13 protein-coding genes are annotated in these 19,853 nt (G+C 62.0%); 2 read left to right on the top strand and 11 right to left on the bottom strand.

Annotated elements, in window-relative coordinates; all coding sequences use genetic code 11:
* Positions 1-213 precede the first annotated feature (213 nt).
* Positions 214-1,167, top strand: a complete 954-nt coding sequence (locus tag BUA36_RS23345; protein WP_167544324.1) for a DUF535 family protein — start codon at positions 214-216, stop codon at positions 1,165-1,167.
* A gap of 2 nt (positions 1,168-1,169) precedes the next feature.
* Here BUA36_RS23345 and BUA36_RS23340 read toward each other — a convergent pair whose 3' ends face one another.
* The 11 genes from BUA36_RS23340 to BUA36_RS23290 all read right to left on the bottom strand — a co-directional run bounded on the left by BUA36_RS23340 (position 1,170) and on the right by BUA36_RS23290 (position 16,627).
* Positions 1,170-3,332, bottom strand: a complete 2,163-nt coding sequence (locus tag BUA36_RS23340) for an ATP-binding protein (RefSeq protein WP_072787969.1) — start codon at positions 3,330-3,332, stop codon at positions 1,170-1,172.
* A 98-nt stretch (positions 3,333-3,430) separates the two neighbouring features.
* Entirely contained in the window at positions 3,431-6,127 is a 2,697-nt protein-coding gene (locus BUA36_RS23335) for a TonB-dependent receptor (RefSeq protein ID WP_229255791.1), read from the bottom strand.
* 187 nt (positions 6,128-6,314) lie between these two features.
* Positions 6,315-7,724 (bottom strand): glycoside hydrolase family 30 protein, encoded by a 1,410-nt coding sequence (locus BUA36_RS23330; RefSeq protein WP_229255790.1) that lies wholly within the window; start codon positions 7,722-7,724, stop codon positions 6,315-6,317.
* Positions 7,725-8,055: 331 nt separating this feature from the next.
* Complete coding sequence (locus BUA36_RS23325) at positions 8,056-9,075, bottom strand: sulfate ABC transporter substrate-binding protein (protein WP_072787967.1); 1,020 nt, start codon at positions 9,073-9,075, stop codon at positions 8,056-8,058.
* Positions 9,075-12,242, bottom strand: coding sequence for an efflux RND transporter permease subunit (locus BUA36_RS23320; RefSeq protein WP_072787965.1), 3,168 nt, complete (start codon positions 12,240-12,242; stop codon positions 9,075-9,077). Before BUA36_RS23320 ends, BUA36_RS23325 begins: the two co-directional genes overlap by 1 nt.
* Entirely contained in the window at positions 12,239-13,384 is a 1,146-nt protein-coding gene (locus BUA36_RS23315) for an efflux RND transporter periplasmic adaptor subunit (protein ID WP_072787963.1), read from the bottom strand. Before BUA36_RS23315 ends, BUA36_RS23320 begins: the two co-directional genes overlap by 4 nt.
* Positions 13,381-13,791, bottom strand: a complete 411-nt coding sequence (locus BUA36_RS23310; protein ID WP_072787960.1) for an ExbD/TolR family protein — start codon at positions 13,789-13,791, stop codon at positions 13,381-13,383. Before BUA36_RS23310 ends, BUA36_RS23315 begins: the two co-directional genes overlap by 4 nt.
* Positions 13,791-14,513, bottom strand: coding sequence for a MotA/TolQ/ExbB proton channel family protein (locus BUA36_RS23305; protein WP_072787958.1), 723 nt, complete (start codon positions 14,511-14,513; stop codon positions 13,791-13,793). The genes BUA36_RS23310 and BUA36_RS23305 overlap by 1 nt, the downstream gene beginning before the upstream one ends.
* 21 nt (positions 14,514-14,534) lie before the next feature.
* Positions 14,535-15,311 (bottom strand): energy transducer TonB, encoded by a 777-nt coding sequence (locus BUA36_RS23300; protein WP_072787955.1) that lies wholly within the window; start codon positions 15,309-15,311, stop codon positions 14,535-14,537.
* A 151-nt stretch (positions 15,312-15,462) separates the two neighbouring features.
* Entirely contained in the window at positions 15,463-16,161 is a 699-nt protein-coding gene (locus BUA36_RS23295) for a cytochrome b/b6 domain-containing protein (protein WP_084560311.1), read from the bottom strand.
* A gap of 10 nt (positions 16,162-16,171) precedes the next feature.
* Positions 16,172-16,627, bottom strand: coding sequence for a rhodanese-like domain-containing protein (locus BUA36_RS23290; protein WP_072787953.1), 456 nt, complete (start codon positions 16,625-16,627; stop codon positions 16,172-16,174).
* Positions 16,628-16,945: 318 nt separating this feature from the next.
* Here BUA36_RS23290 and BUA36_RS23285 point away from each other — a divergent pair, with 318 nt between their 5' ends.
* A complete protein-coding gene (locus BUA36_RS23285) occupies positions 16,946-19,759 on the top strand; it encodes a TonB-dependent receptor (protein ID WP_072787951.1) in 2,814 nt (937 codons plus the stop codon).
* The last annotated feature ends 94 nt before the right edge of the window (positions 19,760-19,853 follow it).

Raw genomic sequence — 19,853 nt, 5'->3', positions numbered from 1 at the left:
TCTGGGCCAGGGTAGCTTGAGAAGCAAGAAGTTTATCCTATGTACAAGCTTTGCCTGTCCACAAAATCAATCGTGCGTGGTCCGCATTGTTTTGCCACCCGTCTACCTTTCCTTTTGCTTTCCAATTTGTAATGTAAGTTACCAAGACGACATGTTAATGTGGATTCATTGCGATACATTGCGTTACAAAGAATTTGCGGAGGCAACATGGAGATGCAAAACACACAACCTTTAGGGCCGCTGCGTGCTGTCACGCAGTTGCTGGACCGTGCGCACCACCTGGTGTTCAAGCGCACGCTACCCCTGCTACTACAGGCCCGCAGTCATTTGCGCCTGCTGTCCGTGCTGGCCACGCCGTCTGTTGCGGAACTGATTGCGCGCCATCCTGCCATGCGCTACAAGTATCTTCGTAGCAATTATTTAATGGGTTCGCTGTCGGTGGCCGACTCATTACAGACCATGATCCACCATTACCGCAGCCTGGGCGACAAAGTCCTGCCTTGTTTCTTTGCACGCATCTTCGATGATCGCCCGGCGATCTGGGAACATGCCATCAACGACCATCAGTTCAAGATCCGCCTGGCATTTCCCCGCCACTTGGGCAATGGCAAGGCGGTCTTCGATCACGAAGGCGACCTGTCGGTGATTTTTGAGATGGACCAGGTGCCGCTGTATGTCCTCAGCATGACGCTGGTGCCGCATCATGTGGCGACGCGCAGTTGGGGCATCAATAGCCAGACGGGCGTGATGTTTGTTGGCCGGGTGCAGGGAGTGCGCGACCGCGTCGAGGAAATGCGCACCGCCACCAAGGCACTCAAAGATATCGCGCCACCACGCATCTTGCTATGTGCCGTAGAAGCGCTGGCCACCACGCTGGGCGCCGACATCATCGCCGGTGTCTCGAATGCGGAACAGCTGGAACGCCGTCGCCAGGGCGACAAACATGATACGTTTTTTGACTACGACGCGTTCTGGCAACAGGTCGGCGCCGAGCCGGCCACCAGCGGTGTGTTCTGCGCCCCGGCGCAGTTACCGGAAAAGCCGATTGAAAAGATCCAGCAAAAGCACCGCTCGCGCGCCCTTTCCAAGCGCCACTTCCGCAAAACAGTGATGGAAAGCGTGACCAGCAACCTCATCCGAGACTTTCTGGTGGCCACCTCACACTGACTTTACCCGGCGCGCGGCAGCGTGACGGCAAACACTACCTGCAGTTTGTCATACCGGTAGGCGATCTGGCCGCCGTGCTGCTGCACGATTTCCTGGGCGATGTGCAAGCCCAGGCCCAGGCCGCCACGGTTGCGGACATTGCCGACCGAGGCGTGCTTGAGCGGGCTGTACAACATCGGCAGCAGCTCGGCAGGAATCGGCGGCGCCACATTGCGCACCTCCAGCACGACCTGGCCATCCTGCTCGGCCAGTATCACTTCGATGGGCTCGCCATGCATGCCATGGTGGCGCGCATTGCTGACCAGGTTGCTTACGACCTGCATCATGCGGTCGCCATCCACCAGCGCGCTCAGCGTGGCCGGCATGCTGGCATCGATACGCAAATCGGCGTGGGCCGTGCGTACCTCATCGAGCAGATCCTGCAGCAGCAGCACCAGGTCGACCTCGCTGCGCTCCAGGCCGAGACCCAGGCCGCCGTTGATGCGGCTCATGTCCAGCACCTGGCTGATCAGGCGCTCCATGCGCGTGCTGGACGCCTGGATGCGCGTGCTCATGGTGCTGGCGGCGCCGCCATGCTGCAGCACCGTGGCCGCCATATTGATCGAATGCAGCGGGCCGCGCACGTCGTGGCCCAGCATGGCCAGCAGCTGCGCGCGGGCGCGGTCGGTTTCCACATGCTTGGCCATGCTGGCGCGGTGCATCTCGCCCAGCAGCTGGCTGGCCGCCAGTTTCTCGGCCGCGTCCCAGGACACGGCGCGGCCGCGCACCATCTCACGCCATTCATCGAACGAGCCGCGTGGCGTCAGGCGCGGTCCGAGCGGGCCGGTACGCACCACTTTTTCCGGCCTTCCGGCCCAGCGGATGGTGTGGATCTGTTCGCGCCGCAAGGCCAGCAGCCAGCCGCCGGTGGCCGGGTCAAACCGCAGCGCCAGCAGGCCGGCCCACGGCGCCAGCGCCGCCTGCATCTCCAATGGCCAGTCACCGATGGCGCTGCGCTCGACCAGGTCGGCGCCGCCTTCCGGCAGCGACGCCACCATGCGCGCGGCCAGTTCGGCATCGACCTCGCCATGCACCATCACCTTGCCGTACTGCGTCACCACCAGCGCCTCCGCCTGCAGCGACTGGCACAGCGCTGGCGCATGCTGCAGCAGCGCGCGGGCCGGTTCGTCGTGGTGCAGCAGGGTCTCCATCACGCGGGTACGCACTTCGGCCGAGGCTTCGACCAGCCTGGCGCGCTCGCGCGCTTCGATCGACTGCACCAGCGAAGCAAGCACCTGCGCCATCACATCGGCCGCCATGCGGATCGAATACGGCACCTGCAAGGGCAGCATGTGATGGCAGGCCAGCAAGCCCCACAGGCGGCCCGCCACCACGATCGATACGCTCATCGACGCACCGACGCCCATGTTCTGCAAATACTCGATGTGGATCGGCGACACGCTGCGCAGCACGCTATGGCTCAGGTCCAGCGGCGCATCGCCAGCGCGGCCGCGCAGCGGCGATGGCGTGTAGCCGGTGTCGGCAATCAGGCGCAGCGTGTTGATGATGTACAGCCGGCGCGCCTGCGCCGGAATGTCGCTGGCCGGATAGCGCCGGCCCAGGTAGGGTTCCAGGTCCTCGCGGCGCGCCTCGGCCGTCACATCGCCGCTGTCGTCCTGGTGAAAACGGTAGGCCATCACGCGGTCGAAGCCGGTGATGGCGCGCACCTGCTCGGTTGCCAGCTGCAGCAGCGCGTCAATCGATTTCTGCCGCTTGAGACGGTCAATGGCGGCATGCGCCTTCAGCGCAAAGGCAGCCACCGCATCGCTGGGCACATCGCGCAACTCGAACTCGACGATAAGACGGCCCTGGTAGGCGTGGACGATGCAGTCGAAACGCAGCGGTCCGATGGCCACTTCCAGCGCAATGGCCGGCGCTTCGCCATCCTCCATGCTGTCCACGCAATCGGTGGCGGCCGCCTGCACTTCGGCCCGCAGCGGCAGTTGCGCCAGCGGCGTGCCCAGCGCCAGCGTCAAGCCCAGCAGCTGGGCGGCGTTGTCGCTCCAGGCCAGCAGCAGGCCAGCCATATCGAATGCCAGTAAGGCGCCATGCGGCTGGATACTGCCCGGGATGTGTATCGGTTCATCCGCACAATTGTCCAGCGTTACGGGGTCGATCGCTTGCATCGTGCAGAGTCACTTTTTCGGGAGGATAGGACTGACGATTCTATCACTCCTCGCCGGCCATAGGCGACCCGCTGTGCCGCCTATGTTCGCTAGCGTACTTACAGTTTGTAGTTCAATCCCAGCAGGAACTGACGGCCGTAAGTGGTGTAACGCTCAGGCGCATACGAGCCGCCCGAGAACGGATCGCCCTGGCGCGTCTGGTAAGGCGAGTTGTTCAGGTTATTCACCTGGAACAGGAAGGACAGGCCTTTGTAGGTGCCTTCCTCGATCGCATAGCCCAGTTGCAGGTCGATCTGGCGTTCGGCCAGAATCTCGCTGAAGGCACGCTGGGCGAACAGGCCGGTCACCTCGCCGCGATAAGCCGAACGGTAGCGGCGGCTGGCACGCGCCGAGTAGCCATCCTTCTCGTAGTACACGGTGAAGTTGGATACCACGCCCGACAGACCCGGCAGCTTCTCCTTGGTGCCCGGACCATTCGGATGGATCGAGCTTTCCGTGCCGGACATGCTGCCCGTCACGCCAAAGCCTTCCAGCGGCGCCCACAGCAGGCCCGCATCCAGCGCACCCGACAGCTCCACACCCTTGACCATGCCGCCCGTGCCGTTGGCCGGACGGTTCAGTGTGCCAATGTCCTGCAGCGGTATCACTGCCGATGGATTCGGGAAGCCGGCAAAGCTGAACGCGGTCTGCTGGTTGTAGATATAGCTTTGCAGCTTCTTGTACCACAGCGCGCCCGCGATATAGCTGCGCTTGCCGATGTATTTTTCCATCGACAGATCGTACGAGTTGGCACGCCATGGTTCCAGGTCCGGATTGCCGCCGCTGCCGTTCCACATGCGGGTAGTGGCGTCGACGCCGCCCGAAACGCCGGCACGCATGTCCGACATCTGCGGCCGCGCCACCGTCTTGGCCGCGCCCAGGCGCAGATTGGTGGTGGACAGGTATTTGTCCAGGTCGAAGTTCAGGTTCAGGCTCGGCAGCCAGTCGGTGTAGTTCTTGCCGCCGGTGATGCTGCCCACTGTGCCGCCGTTGACGGTGGCGCCGCGCGATTTCTGGTCGACGTTGACCGCTTGCAGGCCCAGCGCGCCACGCACGGGAATCGGCCCCAGGTCGGTGTCGATGCCCAGCTTGCCGTAGGCGGTGGTGATCTTCTCGGTCACGCCCCAGTCCTGCAATGCCTGGTCGTTCGGACGGGCCGGCTGCATGTCGTAGTACTTGTTGAGCACGCCCAGCACGTCATAGCTCATCACTGCAGGAATGCCGGCGAAGGACAAGGAGGTAGACGGCTGCAGCAGGTCCGACGATACGGTGGCCGGCGCGCGGCCGTTTTTCAGGAACCAGTAATTGTTGGTGTCGGCGTGGGTTTTCTCGCGCTTGCTGTAGTTGATGCCGCCCTCGACATAGCGCAGGAAGCCATCCAGCTCTTTCTTGGCCGAGAACTTGGCCGAACCCAGCTTGTCTTCCACCACCGGGTGGTGCATGTCCGCATCCTTGCCCCAGCCGCCAACGTCGTTGAGCTTGATGATGTTTGGATCGGCGAAATTGATGCTCGGGGTGAAGGTCGGCAAGCCGCTGGCGGTCGGGATGTGGAACTGGAAGTTGTTGTCGGTCCGGCCCGCGCCTGCAGGGCCGAGGCCGGCATAGGTTTCCAGCACTTCCTCGCGCCGCTTGGCGGTCGAGTACGACAGATCACCCACCAGGGTCCAGCCATCTTTCTTGAACGTGTTGTTCCAGCCAAGCGCACTCAGCTTGTCCTTGCGCTGGTTGTAGTCGTTCCGCACGATCGGTTCCAGGTTGGTCAGTGCGCCGCCCACCAGCAGGCGCGTGCCGCCGATGTTTTCCACTTGCGGATTGAGATAGCGGATCGGATTGTCCTGGTTCGAATTCCACATCAGGCCACGCATCGTGGTGTTTTGCTTGAACTCGGAATAATACAAGTCCAGCGTGGTACGGAATTCCTTGGTTGGACGGTATTCAACCACCGCCATCAGGCCATCGCGTTTCTGCTCGCGCGACGAGGCCGTCACTTCGGCGCCATTCAGCGTGACCACGTTCGCCATGTCGGCCGGCAGGTTGCGGTTGGTACCCCACCACCACGATTTGTATTCCTGCTGCTGGCCTGGCGAATCCAGGTGAGCATAGCCAATCGCCACGCCCAGCGTGTTGTTGAGGAACTGGTCCACATACGAAGCGCTCAGGCGGTTGCCGTTGGCCGAGGTATTGGAGTTGAGCTTGCCGTTGGAGTTGTGCTCGCCGCGCGCATTCAGCACAACAGTGCGCTGGCGGACATCCAGTGGCCGCACGGTCTGCAGGTCCACCGTGCCCGACAGGCCGCCCGACACCAGCGACGCATCCGGCGTCTTGTACACGGTCACGCCGTTAATCAGTTCGGATGGGTACTGGTCGTATTCCGCGCCACGGTTATTGCTGGTCGAGACTTGCTCGCGGCCATTCAGCAGCGTGGTGGAAAAGTCCGGCGCCAGGCCGCGGATCGAGATGACTTGCGCGCGGCCTTCAACGCGCTGTGCGGTCAGGCCGGCCAGGCGCGCGATCGATTCCGCAATCGACACGTCGGGCAGCTTGCCGATGTCTTCCGCCGTCACCGCTTCGACGATGGCGTCGGCATCGCGCTTGATCGCCATCGAGGTTTCGATGCTGCGGCGGATACCGGTCACCACCACCTCCTGGACTGCGGCGTCATCCGCCTTGTTGGCTTGCGGACCGCCAGCCTGCTGGGCGTGGGCCGGGCCGGCGGCAAACACCAGTGCGGCGCAGGCGGCGGCGATCGGGGTCATTCTGATTGTGTAGTGCTGTGTTTTATGACGCATTTTCATCTCTCTTTTATAGTTTTCAACGGAAAGGCTGTGGTGCGGTGCTGCTGGTCATGCAGTCCTGCGGTTGGTGCGCTTCATCCGCCGACGTGCGGAAGCGCTTCCATGCCGACTGAAAAAAATGCCGTGGCAAAGCACGGCAGTGCAGGGGTTATTTCCAGGTGAAGGTGGCGACGCTGGCCGCCGGCAAGGTGTAATCGAAACTGCGCTGGCCGACGCGCACGGCAAAGCTGCGCGGCGCCTTGGCCGAGTTCACCACCATCAACGCCGTCGACCCATCGTCGGCATTGCGGAAGGCCACCGTATCGAGATCGCCATAGCCGCTGGTGGACGCGATGCGGTGCGCGCCCTGGCGCACGAAGCGGCTGGCATGGGCCAGCGCGTAGTACTCTTCATTGCGGGTGATCTTGCCGTCGCGGCTGTCGATGGTGACCACGCCACGGCAGTCCTTGCAGCCGCCCAGGTGCGGGCCATCGTTTTCATCGAGCGCCAGGTTCCACAGCAGCACGCCCTTGGCCCAGCCGCGCGTGGTGCCGATCACCAGCGTGCGGGCGAAGTGCTGCAGATTGTCCGACCACACCGGCGCCCATTTGCCGCCTGAGCATTCAGTGAAATAGGTTTCCTTGTCCGGCCAGCGGTCGTGCAGCGCCGCCTGTACGCGCACGTCGCCGCCGTAGCAGTGCCAGGCCACACCGCTCACGTATTTGTTGGCGGTGGCGTCTTTGAGCACATCGGCTGGCGACCAGGGTTCATCCCAGTTGTGATCCCAGTCCAGGATGCGGGTGCCCGGATGGTCTTTGGCCAGCACCGGCCCCAGATGGCCGCCAATAAAGGCGGCGCGCTTGGCCGGATCGACGCGCATGCCGGGATAGTCTTTTGGTTCGAAGTGCGGTTCATTCTGCAAGGTCAGCCCGTAGATCGGCACGCCTTCCTTTTCATAGGCGCTGACGTAGCGTGACAGGTAGCTGGCGAAGGGCGCGAAAGCTTCTGGTTTCAACGTGCCCTGGATCAGGCTATCGGTGGATTTCATCCAGCCCGGCGCGCTCCATGGCGACGCCATCACGCGCAGCCTGGGGTTGATCGCCAGCGCGGCCTTGGTGACGGGCAGCACATCGGCGCGGTTGGCATCGATCGAGAAGTGCTTGAGCTCCGGATCGGTCTGCCCGGCCGGCATATCGTCAAAGCTGTAGTGGTGGCGCGAGAAGTCGGATGCACCGATGGTCAGGCGCGTGAAGCTGAAACCGGCGCCGGGCGCTTTGCCGAACAACTCATTGAGCAAGGCGCTGCGCTGCTGCTCGTTGAGCTTGTTTTGAATCAGCCACGCGGAGGCATCGGTGATGGCGGCGCCGAAGCCGACCATCTCTTGGAAACGCTGCCTGGGGTCGACCTCGATAATCGTGGCCGCCTGCGTGCCGGGCTTGAATTGCGCATCGGCGTTGCGCTGCAAAAGCTGCGACTGGTCGCCGGTGGTGACCCACGCCTGCACCGTTTGCGCATGTGCCGCGCCAAGCGCGCACAGCAGCAGCGCGGGCACCGCAAGCAGTTGGGAGAGGGATTTCAAAGACGACGGGCGCAACGCTCCATCGCCTGTAAACACAGGGCTGGCTGTCAACATGCTGTCTCCTCGCGCAGACGGATCCTGGTCCGCCTGTCTATCGTTTATTCACTTATGAATTAAATGGAAGCGTTTCCATTTGTTGAAGAAACTATAGCACCGGCAAATCTTTCATGTCAACGAGCGCACCATCGGTGTGGTTGATAAAGCGACGTGTGTGGGATTTTTGTCGGTGCTACCAATGGACTGCAAGGCTTAAGCGCATCAGGGATGAGGCTAGCACATACGGCACGCCTGGAAATGACAAAGCCGCCTGCCGGCGGCTTGTATGCACACGCTATTGCTGAGCGACTTTGCCGGATGGTTGATACAGCTGGTCAAACAGGCCGCCATCCGCAAAGTGGGTCTTGTGGGCCTGCGCCCAGTTGCCTGCCACTTCGTTGATGGTGAACAGTTTCAGTTTCGGGAACTGGTTGCCGTATTTTTTCGCTGCCGATTCCACCGTCGGGCGGTAGTAGTTCTTGGCGATGATCTCCTGGCCCGCATCCGAATACAGGTAATCCAGGTAAGCCTGCGCGACTTTACGGGTACCACGCTTGTCGGCGACCTTGTCGACGATGGCGACCGGCGGCTCGGCCAGCACGCTGACCGACGGCACCACGATGTCCACCTTGTCTGGCCCCAGTTCCTTGATCGCCAGGAAGGCTTCGTTCTCCCACGCGATCAGCACATCGCCGATGCCGCGTTCAACGAAGGTGACGGTCGAACCGCGCGCGCCGGAATCCAGCACCGGCACGTTTTTATACAGCTTGCTGATGAAGTCCTTGGCGGTGGCCTCGTTGCCGCCCTTCTGTTTCAGCGCATAGCCCCAGGCTGCGATATAGTTCCAGCGCGCGCCGCCGGAAGTTTTCGGATTCGGCGTGATGACGGAAATACCCGGCTTCACCAGATCATTCCAGTCCTTGATGCCTTTCGGGTTGCCTTTGCGGACCAGCAGCACGATGGTCGACGAATACGGCGTGCTGTTATGCGCCAGGCGCTTCTGCCAGCTCTTGTCGAGCAAACCATGTTCGGCCACTTCATCGATATCGTAGGCCAGGCCCAGCGTCACGACGTCTGCATCCAGGCCGTCGATCACGGTGCGCGCCTGCTTGCCGGAGCCACCGTGCGATTGCTTGACGGTGACGCTGTCGCCCGTCTTGGCCTTCCACTGTTTGGCGAAAGCAGCGTTGAAGTCCTGGTATAGCTCACGCGTCGGATCGTAGGACACATTGAGCAGCGTGATATCGGCTGCATGGGCAGCGCCCGCGATGGCGCCGAACAGCAGCGCCGAGTGCATCAGTTTTTTCAACAGCATTAGTAGTTCGCCCTTTGGACAAGTTGATTATTGCCGGTTGCCGCAACAGGCGGCACCAGTGTGATACTGGCGATGCGCGCCGCCATCTGCTGGTCAGTCATCGGCCCCGTGCCGCTATAGCGGTCCAGGACCAGATAAATCACCGGTGTGATGTACAGCGTGATCACCTGAGAAAGCAGCAGGCCGCCCACCACGGCCAGCCCGAGCGGCTGGCGCAGTTCGGCGCCCGCACCCCAGCCGAAAGCCAGCGGCAAGGCGCCCATCAGGGCCGCCAGCGTAGTCATCATGATGGGACGGAAGCGCTGGATGCAGGCCGCGCGGATCGCCTGCGCAGCAGGCATGCCCTGCGTACGCTGCGCATCGAGCGCAAAGTCGATCATCATGATGGCGTTCTTCTTGACGATCCCCACCAGCATGAGGATGCCGATGGTGGCGATCAGCGTCAGGTCCATGCCGCACAGGCGCAGCGTAATCTGCGCGCCCACCGCGGCGGAAGGCAGGCCGGCCAGAATCGTCAGCGGATGGATATAGCTTTCATACAGCACCACCAGCAGCACGTAGATCACCAGCAGCGCAATGGCAATCAGGATCACCTGGCTGGAGAGCGTGTCCTTGAACACCGCCGCCTCGCCGCCATATTTGGTGATGATGGTTGCCGGTAGCTCGATCTCCTTGCCGATAGCATCAATGCGCGCGGTAGCGTTGCCAAGCGCCACATCCGGCGCCAGGTTGAACGACAGCGTGATCGCCTGTAGCTGGCCATGATGGTTGACCGCCGTCGGCCCTACCGTACGCACCACGCGTGTAAAGCTGGATAGCTGCACCAGCGTGCCGCCGCTGCCTCGCACGCTGATCTTGTCCAGCGCATGCACATACTGGCGGTCCGCCGCTTCCATGATGACCTGGTAGCTCGCACTGGGCGCATAGATCGTAGAGATCTGGCGGTCGCCAAAGGCGAGATACAGCGCGCTGCGCACATCGGCCATCTGCACACCGAGGCCATTGGCCTTGTCACGGTCAATGTCGAGCGTGGCCTGCAAGCCCTTGTTCTGCGTATCGCTGGTGACGTCACGGAAGATCGGATCGGCGCGCATCGCCTGCATGATTTTTTCCACCCAGCCGTCCAGTGCATCCGGCGTGACGCTTTGCAGCGTGTACTGGTAGCGGCTCTTGCTGGAACGGCCACCCAGTTGCAGGTTCTGCATGGGGCTCATATACACGACAATGCCCGGCACGGTGCGGGCAGCCTTGCGCATCGAATCCAGCGCCTCCTTCATGCTCGCACGTTCGCCCTTGGACTTGAGCGTGACGATCAGGCGGCCGCTGGACGCACTGGTGCCGCCGCCCGGCCCACCCGGCCCAGTAAACGACAGCACGCCCAAGACATTGGGATCGGCCTGAATCACACGGGCGACCTTGGCCTGCAACGCCATCAACGCTGGCATGGACACGTCTTCCGCTGCTTCGGTAATCACGCGCACGCGGCCCAGATCCTCTTCCGGGAAAAACCCTTTGGGGATGGTTTGATACAGCACGGCCGTCAGCACCAGGCTGGCCAGCGCAGCCAGCAGCACCAGTCCGCGATGGCGCAGCCCCCAGTCCAGCGTACGCTCATAAATCCGGGCCAGCCAGGTGAACCCCGTGTCGAAGACACGTACCACCACATTGCCGCCGGTATGCGCCGCGTCGCCATGGGTCAGCAGGCGGCTGGCCAGCATCGGCACCAGCGTCAGCGACACCAGCGCCGATACCAGAATCGACAACGACACCACCACGGCAAATTCATGGAACAGCAGTCCGATCACGCCTGGCATGAAGAAGATGGGAATGAACACGGCCACCAGCGAGACGGAAATCGAGACGATGGTAAAGCCCATCTCGCGCGAACCGCGCAGTGCCGCTTTCAACGGCGGCTCGCCTTGTTCGATATGGCGCACGATATTCTCCAGCACCACAATGGCGTCATCCACCACCAGACCTACCGCCAGCGTAATGCCCAGCAGCGAGACGTTATTCAGACTGTAGCCGAGCCAGTAGAACAGCACCATCGCGCCCAGCAGCGAAATCGGCAGCGTCACGGCGGGAATCAGCGTGGCAGATGCGCGGCGCAGGAACAGGAATATCACCAGCACCACCAGCACCACCGTCAACCCCAGCGTGATATTGACGTCATGGATGGCGTCGCGAATCGACAGCGAACTGTCGCCGCTCAGCGTGACCGTGATCGAGGCAGGCAGTTGCTGTTGCAGCAGCGGCAGCAGGCGGCGTACGGCATCGACCACCTGCACGGTATTGGCATTCGGCTGGCGCTGCACCTGCAGCACCACCGAGCTGGCATTGTTGTAATAGGCACTGGTGCGGACGGACTGGAAGCTGTCCTCCAGCGTGGCGACATCTTTGAGCCGCACCGGCAAGCCATTGCGGGTAGCGATAATCAGGTCGGAAAACTGCGCGGCCTTCATCAGGCGCGCGTCGGCCTGGATGGTCAGTGTCTGGTCCGGGCCTTCGATAATGCCCAATGGCGAATTGGAGTTGGCCGACTTGACCGCGTTCGCCAGTTCGTCCAGCGTCAGATTGCGTGCATTGAGTTTATCAAGGTCGGCGCGAACGCGCACGGCAAAGCGCTTCTGGCCATTGACGTTGACCTGCGCCACGCCATCCAGCGTCGAGATGCTGGGCGCGATCAGGTTCTCGGCAAAGTCGTTCAACTCGGTCAGGCTCAATGACGGCGAATTCAGCACGATGAACAAGGTCGGTCCATCGGCGGGATTGGTCTTGCGGTAGGACGGCAGCTCGGTCACTTCCTGCGGCAGTGCGCGCTGCGCGCGTAGCAACGCCGCCTGCACATCCAGCGCGGCGACATTGATATCAATGCTAGGATCAAACTCCAGCGTCAGCGAAGTGGTGCCGGGCGAGCTGCTGGAAGTAATCAGATTCAGTCCGGCGATGGTGGCGAACTGCTTCTCCAGCGGCAGCGCGACCGAAGACGCCATCGTCTCCGGACTGGCGCCCGGCAGATCAGCGTTAACGTTGATCACCGGTGTGTTATAGCTGGGCAGTGCTGCTACAGGGAGACGAAAGCAGGCCAGAATGCCGGCAGCGACCAGCGCCATCGCCAGCACAAACACCAGCGCAGGGCGCCGTATGCACAGTTCAGAAATATTCAAGGGCGGCTCCCTGCATTCGCCAGTAGCGCATCCTTGCCAACATTGACTTTCACACCAGGGCGCAGGTTCTGTTTACCCTCAATCACGACACGCTCCCCCACCTTCAAGCCATCCACTGCGGCCAGGTTGCCGAAAGCATGCAGCAGCCGTACCTTGCGCGGACGCGCCGACTGCTGCTCGTCGACCGAGTACACCAGCGCTCCGTCACTCTGCGTGATGATGGCCGCCAGCGGCACGACAACGGCGCCGCGCAGCCTGGACAGTGTAATGCGCGTCTGCACATACTGTCCCGGCCAAAGACGGGTATCCGCATTATCAAACTGCGCCTTGATGCGGATGACGCCTGCCACGGCATCCACGCTGCTATCGATAAAACTCAGGCGGCCCGTGAGCACAGCGTCCGGTAACGCTGCGCTCACGGCCACCGGGCCGGACTTCGCTGCCCCCAGCAGGGCGGCCACACCTTTTTCGGGTACGGTGAAACTCACCGCGATCGGATCGATCTGCGTCACACTCGCCAGCACGGCATTGGCCTGCACCAGGCTACCGGCATATACGTTGACGACACCCACCCTGCCAGCAGATGGCGCACGTATTGCGGTATAACTCAGATCGACCTGCGCAGAGCGCACTGCGGCAAGATCGGCTTGCACCAGCGCGCGCTGGCTTTCTACCTGCGTTTGCACGCCATCGGCAGCGCTGGCCGAGATGAACTTCTGCGACGACAGCTCGCTGCTGCGCCGGTACTGGCGCTCCAGATCCGCCAGTACCGCCTGGTCGCGGTCCAGCTGCGCCTGTGCGCGATCCAACGCCGCGCGCTCGCCCCGGTCATCCAGTGAAAACAGCAAGGTATCAGCTGCGACGAACTGCCCTTCCTTCACATGCACCTGCGTCAGCTGGCGCGTGACGTGAGGACGTATCTCGACGCTACTCAGCGGCACGACCGTACCATTGGCCTCCACTTCGACCGCTACATCGCGCTGTTCAGCGGCAGCCAGCCGCACCAGCGGCACACCGCCACGCGGTGCGGCCGCTGCGGGTGCCGTCACGGCATGTGCCGCCTGTGGACGCACCAGCAGCACGTAGCTGGCAGCCACCACGCCGGCCAACGCCAGCAACGTCAGTAAACGCCTGGTTTTCAACCGCCCGGCTCCGTCAATACCGACAGCTTGCTCACGCCGGAGCGCTGGATGTTGGCAATCACCTTGGCCACTGCGCGGTATGGTACGCCCTGGTCGGCCTGGAGGCTTAGCGCCAGCTCCGGATTCTGGTCAACCAGCTGCCGGAGTTCAGGTTCCAGCGATGCCGGTTCCACTTCACGCTTGTCGATAAAGATCTTGTTGCTGCCGTCGATACTGACCGTCACCGTTTTCGATGGATTGTTCGGCGTGGTGGTCGAGGTCTTGGGCAGGTTGATGCGCACCGCATTGTTCAGCAGCGGCGCGGTGAGGATGAACGTCACCAGCAATACCAGCATCACGTCCACCAGCGGCGTGATGTTGATTTCACTGACAACGTCGCTGCTGTCGCGTCCAGTCGTGAAAGCCATTATGCGAATGCTCCCTGCTGCGGCGCCACCGCCGGGCGCACTGTCTGCGATACGCCCTTGGACACTGGGCGGGCGACACGGAAGCCGTTCTTCTGCGCCAGGTTGACGAAGTCGGTGGCGTAGTTATCCAGTTCGGCCGCCGTCACCTTCAGGCGACGTACGTAGAAGTTAAACGCCAGTACTGCTGGTACTGCCACCGCGATACCGACACCGGTAGCGATCAGCGCCTCGCCAATCGGGCCGGCCACCACGTCGATACTGGCCGAACCGCTCTTGCCGATGGCGCTCAGCGCGTGGATGATGCCAAACACAGTGCCGAACAAGCCAACGAAAGGCGCCGTACTGCCGATGGAGGCCAGCACCGCCAGGCCGCTTTCCAGCGACTGGTATTCCTTCTGGATTTGCTGGCGCAGGTGGCGTTCCAGCAGTTCTTGCCTGTCCCAGCTATGTTCCAGATCGTTGCCGCCACCGGATTCGCTCACGTGCAGCACATCAAAGCCCACATTCGCCAGGCGCGCCTTGGGACTGGCATCGCTGGCCAGCGCACTGGCCGCATCCAGCGTACTGGCGCTCCAGAACTGTTTGGTAAATTGTTTATCCCGTTTGCTGACACGGTAATGCTGTACGCCCTTCACCAGGATCAGTACCCAGGTGACGATGGAGAACAGCACCAGCGCATACAGGGAGCCTTGAACGATAAGATCTAAGTAGTAAGAAGACATGGATAAGCTCTCGCTGTAAAGTTAAGAAAGTTTGAAATTCAACGGCACCTTGACCCAGCCATCGATAGGCGTCTGGCCACGCTTGGCAGGATCGAAGGACCAGGCGGTGACTGCCTTGATGGCGGCATCGTCAAGAATCTTGTGGCCGCTGGATTTATCGACCGTCACGGCTTCCGGCTTGCCCGAAGCCAGCACGCGCACCTTCAGGATCACCTGCCCCTGCAGGCCACGGTCCTGCGCCAGCGATGGATATTCCGGCGGCGGATTGTTCTTGTAGCCCGCGAAGCCGCGTGGCTCGGTCACCGGCTCCGGTGGTGGTGGCGCGGGCGCTGCAGCCACGGGGGCGGGGGGCGCTGGTGTCGCTACCTGTACCGTGTTTGCACTGGGTGGTCCATCATCCACCGGCGCCTGCTGCACCACGGGTACTTGCGGCGCGGCGCGCTGTGGCACCGGCGCCTTGGCCACCTGTGGCTGCACCTTGGGCGGTTCCGGTGGCGGCGGTGGCGGCGGTGCAAACTCAATCGCCAGCGGCTCCGGCGCCTTGGCAGGCAGCGGATCGATATGTCCGCCCTGATGCAGCGAGATGTAGACACCCGCATGCAGCAGCACCGCCACGCCCACCAGCGCAGCAATGCCGATCTTGTTCCCCGGCTGGCCCACCGTGCCAGGCCGCGCGGCAGCCACACTGGCTGGTGGCGCTACCTCGACAACCTTCAGACGCGACACCGGCAGCGCCTGACGCCGTACAGCAGCGCGGCGTGGTGAATAGTTGATGCTCTCAAAACTCAGTGCGGTCATGATGAGGCCCTTTCTCTGTTATTCCTGTTCGTCTTTGAGCAGATTCCGTGCCCGAAGCTAAGTGACTGATTTCATTGATATAGGCGATGCCGAAGACTTAAAATCTGCTGCGTGTGCAGCAGTGCCGAAGCACCGGCTAAACAGTGCGGCGTCAGTGCGTGCCGCTGGCGAAGTACACCGCTGCTGCTGCCGCTGCCAGCGCAATCACCAGCGCAGGCCAGCTGCCCGGCCGCGCCGATACACCATGGTGAACCTCTTTCCAGCCGGTGACCATGGGCTTGACCAGGTTGTCCTTCTTGAGCACCAGGTAGACCGCAATTGCCAGCACGTGCACCGCCAGCAGCGCAAACAGCAGGTAGGTCAGCTTCTGATGCCAGCCTGTGAGCCGTAGCGAGGTCGCCTCTTCCACCAGCGACGCCAGCGGACCGCTGAACGAGATTTCGTCCGTGCCGAACAAGCCGGTACCCACCTGCGCCGCCAGCAATAACAACAAGGCAAACACCGACAAGGCACCCAGCGGGTTGTGGCCCTGCCCTTTCCAGCGGCCGCGCAGATAAGCGCGTAATGAAGACAACGTCGGCGCGAAGCTGGCAAAGCGCGCATGCGTTGCGCCGATCACGCCCCATACCAGACGGAAGGTCACCAGCCCCACAATCGCCAGGCCAGCCTTGCCATGCACCGGCATCCAGTCACCGCCGATCTCGCCGGTGATGAGGGCAACCGTCACTGCGGCGACCAGCGACCAGTGAAAGACCCGTGTCGGCAGATCCCACACCAATATCCGCTTGCGCGGCGGCGCGACGGCAACCGCGGGTTGCACAAGTTCCTCGATGACGGCGCGCTTGTTCATGGCCGAGTGATCAGTTCTGGCCTGCTGCGGCGACCTGCTTGGCCGGTGCCGCAGGTGCTGGTGGCGTAATGCGGACAATCTTGCCGCCCAGCGCCTCGTAGTCTTCGGAGCCGGCAGCACCGGCGACCTTGAAGCCTTTGGCCGTCAGCAGGTCGCCAATCGCACCGGCGCGGTGTGCATGGTTGGACACGGTAACGATCACGCGGTCTTTAGGAATATAGGCCAGGCGGTTTTCCACGTCCTTGGCCTGGATGTTCAGGAACACGGGGAAGCTGCCCTTGCTCACCACTTCATCCGGACGGCGCACATCCAGCACCACCAGCTTGTCCGGCGCCGCCAGCAAGGCGTCAACTTCCGCGCGCTCCAGTTGTTTGGTTTTGTAAGTCCAGGGCTGCGCCTGTTGCGCCCAGGCGGAAACGCTGGAAACCAGCGCCAGTGCCAGCACTGCGGTTTTGATTTTCTTCATGATGTAGCTCGCTTTCCTAATGAATGAGACAGTTCTCGTTCACCAGCGGTTGCAAGCATCGTGCCACTCAAGGAAAGCCCGTATTTGCTGGCTTTCCATGCTATCCACCACTTGCATGATGCTGGCTGGGCACCAGCTTGGCCAGCAGCGCTGTTGCAATTTCACCAGCTGTGAAAAACCCAGCCGCAAACGACGGCGACGCGCGGAGGCCCGGATTTGTTGAGGCATAAGCTTATGCCTTCATCTCTGCGGCACGATGGCACGCTCCTTGCGAAATAGGTGGCATTACACACACCACCATCTCAGGAGAATAAACTAATGAGCAAAACGCAGAAGGCCTTATCACGACAGCATTTCCGTGTGGCGCCGCTCACCGCCGCCGTCGCTGCCTCCCTCGGCCTGCTGGCATCGGGATCCGTGCTTGCCGCTGATCCGCCGACCGTCGCCGAACTCCAGGCCGAAATTGCGCGCGTGCTCGCCGAGAACGCCAAACTGAAACAAGCCCTTTCGGCACAAGGCGGCGTGTCCGTGCCGGTGGCGGCCGAAGTGGCTGCGCCAGTTGCTGCTGAACCGGCTGCAGCGGAGGAACCGCAAGCCCTGGGTGAAATCACCGTACGCGGCAAGAAGAAAATCGAACTGCTGAAAGACGTGCCGCTGTCGGTCTCCGTCATCAGCGGCAATGAACTGGAGCGAGAACTGGCGCAGGATCTCAGCGCCATCACCAGGCGCAGCGCAGGTATCCAGTTCAACCAGAACAACACGCGCGGTGCTTCGCTGTCGATACGCGGCCTGGGCAAACGCTCCTTCACCGAAACGCAAGACCCAAGCGTTGGCATGGTGGTGGACGGCGTGGCTTATGGCCTGTCGCAGCTGGCCAACTTCGATTTCTATGATGTGGACTCGGTCGATGTCACGCGCGGCCCACAAGGTACGCTGGGCGGCAAAGGCGCCAGTTCGGGTGTCGTCAGCGTCAACACCAGGCGCCCATCGTTCTACCCGAGCGCCGACTACCAGATCACTTACGGCCAGCGCGACACGCTGATCGCCAAGGCCAATCTCGGTGGTCCCATCATCGACGACCTGCTGGCCTGGCGCGGTTCGTTTGTGGTGGACCGCAGCCGCGGCTACTACGTCAACAATTTCGACAGCAACTACAGCCTGTATAACAAGAACCGCGTCAGCGGCCGCACGCAATTCCTGTTCACGCCATCGGCCGACTTCAATGCCCGCGTAAGCTTTGACCTGGAACCGCACGCACCGCAAGTACAAAATGGCCTGACCTTCTACAAGAACCAGCCAGACCGTTTTGCCGATGGTTCGCTGACCGATCCAAGCGGCACCACCACGCGCGCCAAGCTGGCTGGCTACACCAACGCCAGCGGCGTCTTTACACCCGGCCGCGCATGGTTCGCGGGCCGCGACTTCAACGGCACGCCCTACACTTACGATGCCAACTACATCGGCGACAACAATCTCAACTTCAACGAAAACCAGGGCCAGACCGTGCATAACAAGGGCGGCCAGATCGACCTGACCTGGAACCTCGCCAACCACACGCTGACCTCCATCACTGCCACCCGCAAGTACACTTTCGACGCCCACAACGATGAAGGTACGCCGTTCGACATCAACCGCAATGGCGGCGGTGGCGTCGATTACCAGCAGTTCAGCCAGGAATTCAAAATCAAGAACAAGCCAGGCAGCGCGGTCGACTACGTGGCTGGCCTGTTCTATCTGAAAACGGACGACGATATCGCCTCCAAGACCGGCTGGGGTTCGGATGCAGGCGCCTGGTTCGCCACCACCGCCCAGTACAACGCGCTGGATCGCAACGCCGGCATCAACCGTGGCGCGGGCCTGGCCCTGCTGAAAGACTCGCTGGACGACGCCATCGCCAAAGGCGACACCATCGTCCACACCAAGAGCTCCGCCATCTACGGCAACGCCACCTGGCACACCACGGATGAACTCAGCGTCAATGGCGGTCTGCGCCTGACGCATGAAAACCGCAACACCACCGACATCCGCTTCCTGACTGCCAACGGCGCCGGTGCCGCACTGAATCCGGTTGCGGTACGCGGTGTCGCGCTGGGTGGATTCAACTCCACCAGCACTGGCGCACTCGCCGCAGGTAACACTGCGACACAGCAGGCAGTGGCAGATGCAGTGGCCAACCGCTACTTCGGGGCGGCTTCCTACAGCGCACTGACCGCTGCCCAGCTGGCGCAGGTGGCAGCAGCCAAGTCGCTGCGCGCCGGCCAGATCGGCCAGCTAATCAGCGGCATCACCAGCTACTACAGCGACAACCTGTGGACCGGCACACTAGGGCCGAGCTACCGCTTCAGCAACGATGTCACCGGCTACCTCACCTGGCAGTACGGCGAAAAATCCGGCTCTGCGCTCAACGTCAATGGCCTGTCCGCCAATGTCCGGCCAGAGAAGACCAATGCCTTCGAACTGGGTCTGAAATCCAGTCTGCTGAAAAATACGCTGATCATCAATGCGGATATCTACCAGATGAATATTCGCGACTACCAGTCGACGGTGCGTGTGGTGGACGACTTCACCACCCAGACCAATATCGCCAACGGCCAGGCCAATCCGCTGGCTTACGTGACGGCACAGGGCAACGTGCCCAAAGCGCGCGCGCGCGGACTAGAGCTGGATGCGGTCTATTCCGGCATTCCCAACCTGAGCATCCGCGTGGCGGGCGCCTATACGGATGCGCGCTACGTCAGCTTCCCGCTGGCGGCCAAGCCGGATGAACAGGCTTACCTGGCCGCCGCCTACGTTGACCAGAGCGGTCTGACACTGCCGGGTGTGGCCAAGTGGACCGGCAACGTCGGCGCCGAGTACCGCGTGCCGGTGTGGGGCAACAAACAGTTCCACACCAGCTTCAACACCGCGTTCACCAGCCGCTATAACAATACCGACACACTGTCTTCGTATGGCGTGGTGCCGGGGAATGCCATCACCGACTTCGCCATTGGCCTGGGTTTCAAGAGCGGCTTCGACGTCAGCCTGATCGTCAAGAACCTGACCGACAACCGCGCGCACGAACCGGCATGGAGCAGCTACTCGCCTAACCCGTATCCGCGCTGGTACGGCCTGACCTTCAGCGGCAAGCTGTAAGGCTGACCGCAGCCTGCTGCATTTCCAGCAGCAGGCTGCTGCAACTGTCTGGCGCGAAGCACCCCTGCCACCGCGCCGAACGTGAATTTCCATT

The sequence above is a fragment of the Duganella sacchari genome (assembly GCF_900143065.1).
GTDB classification, from domain to species: Bacteria; Pseudomonadota; Gammaproteobacteria; order Burkholderiales; family Burkholderiaceae_D; genus Rugamonas; species Rugamonas sacchari.
Note: the sequence above shows the minus strand (reverse complement) of the source record. Positions and strands in the feature narration are given on the sequence as shown.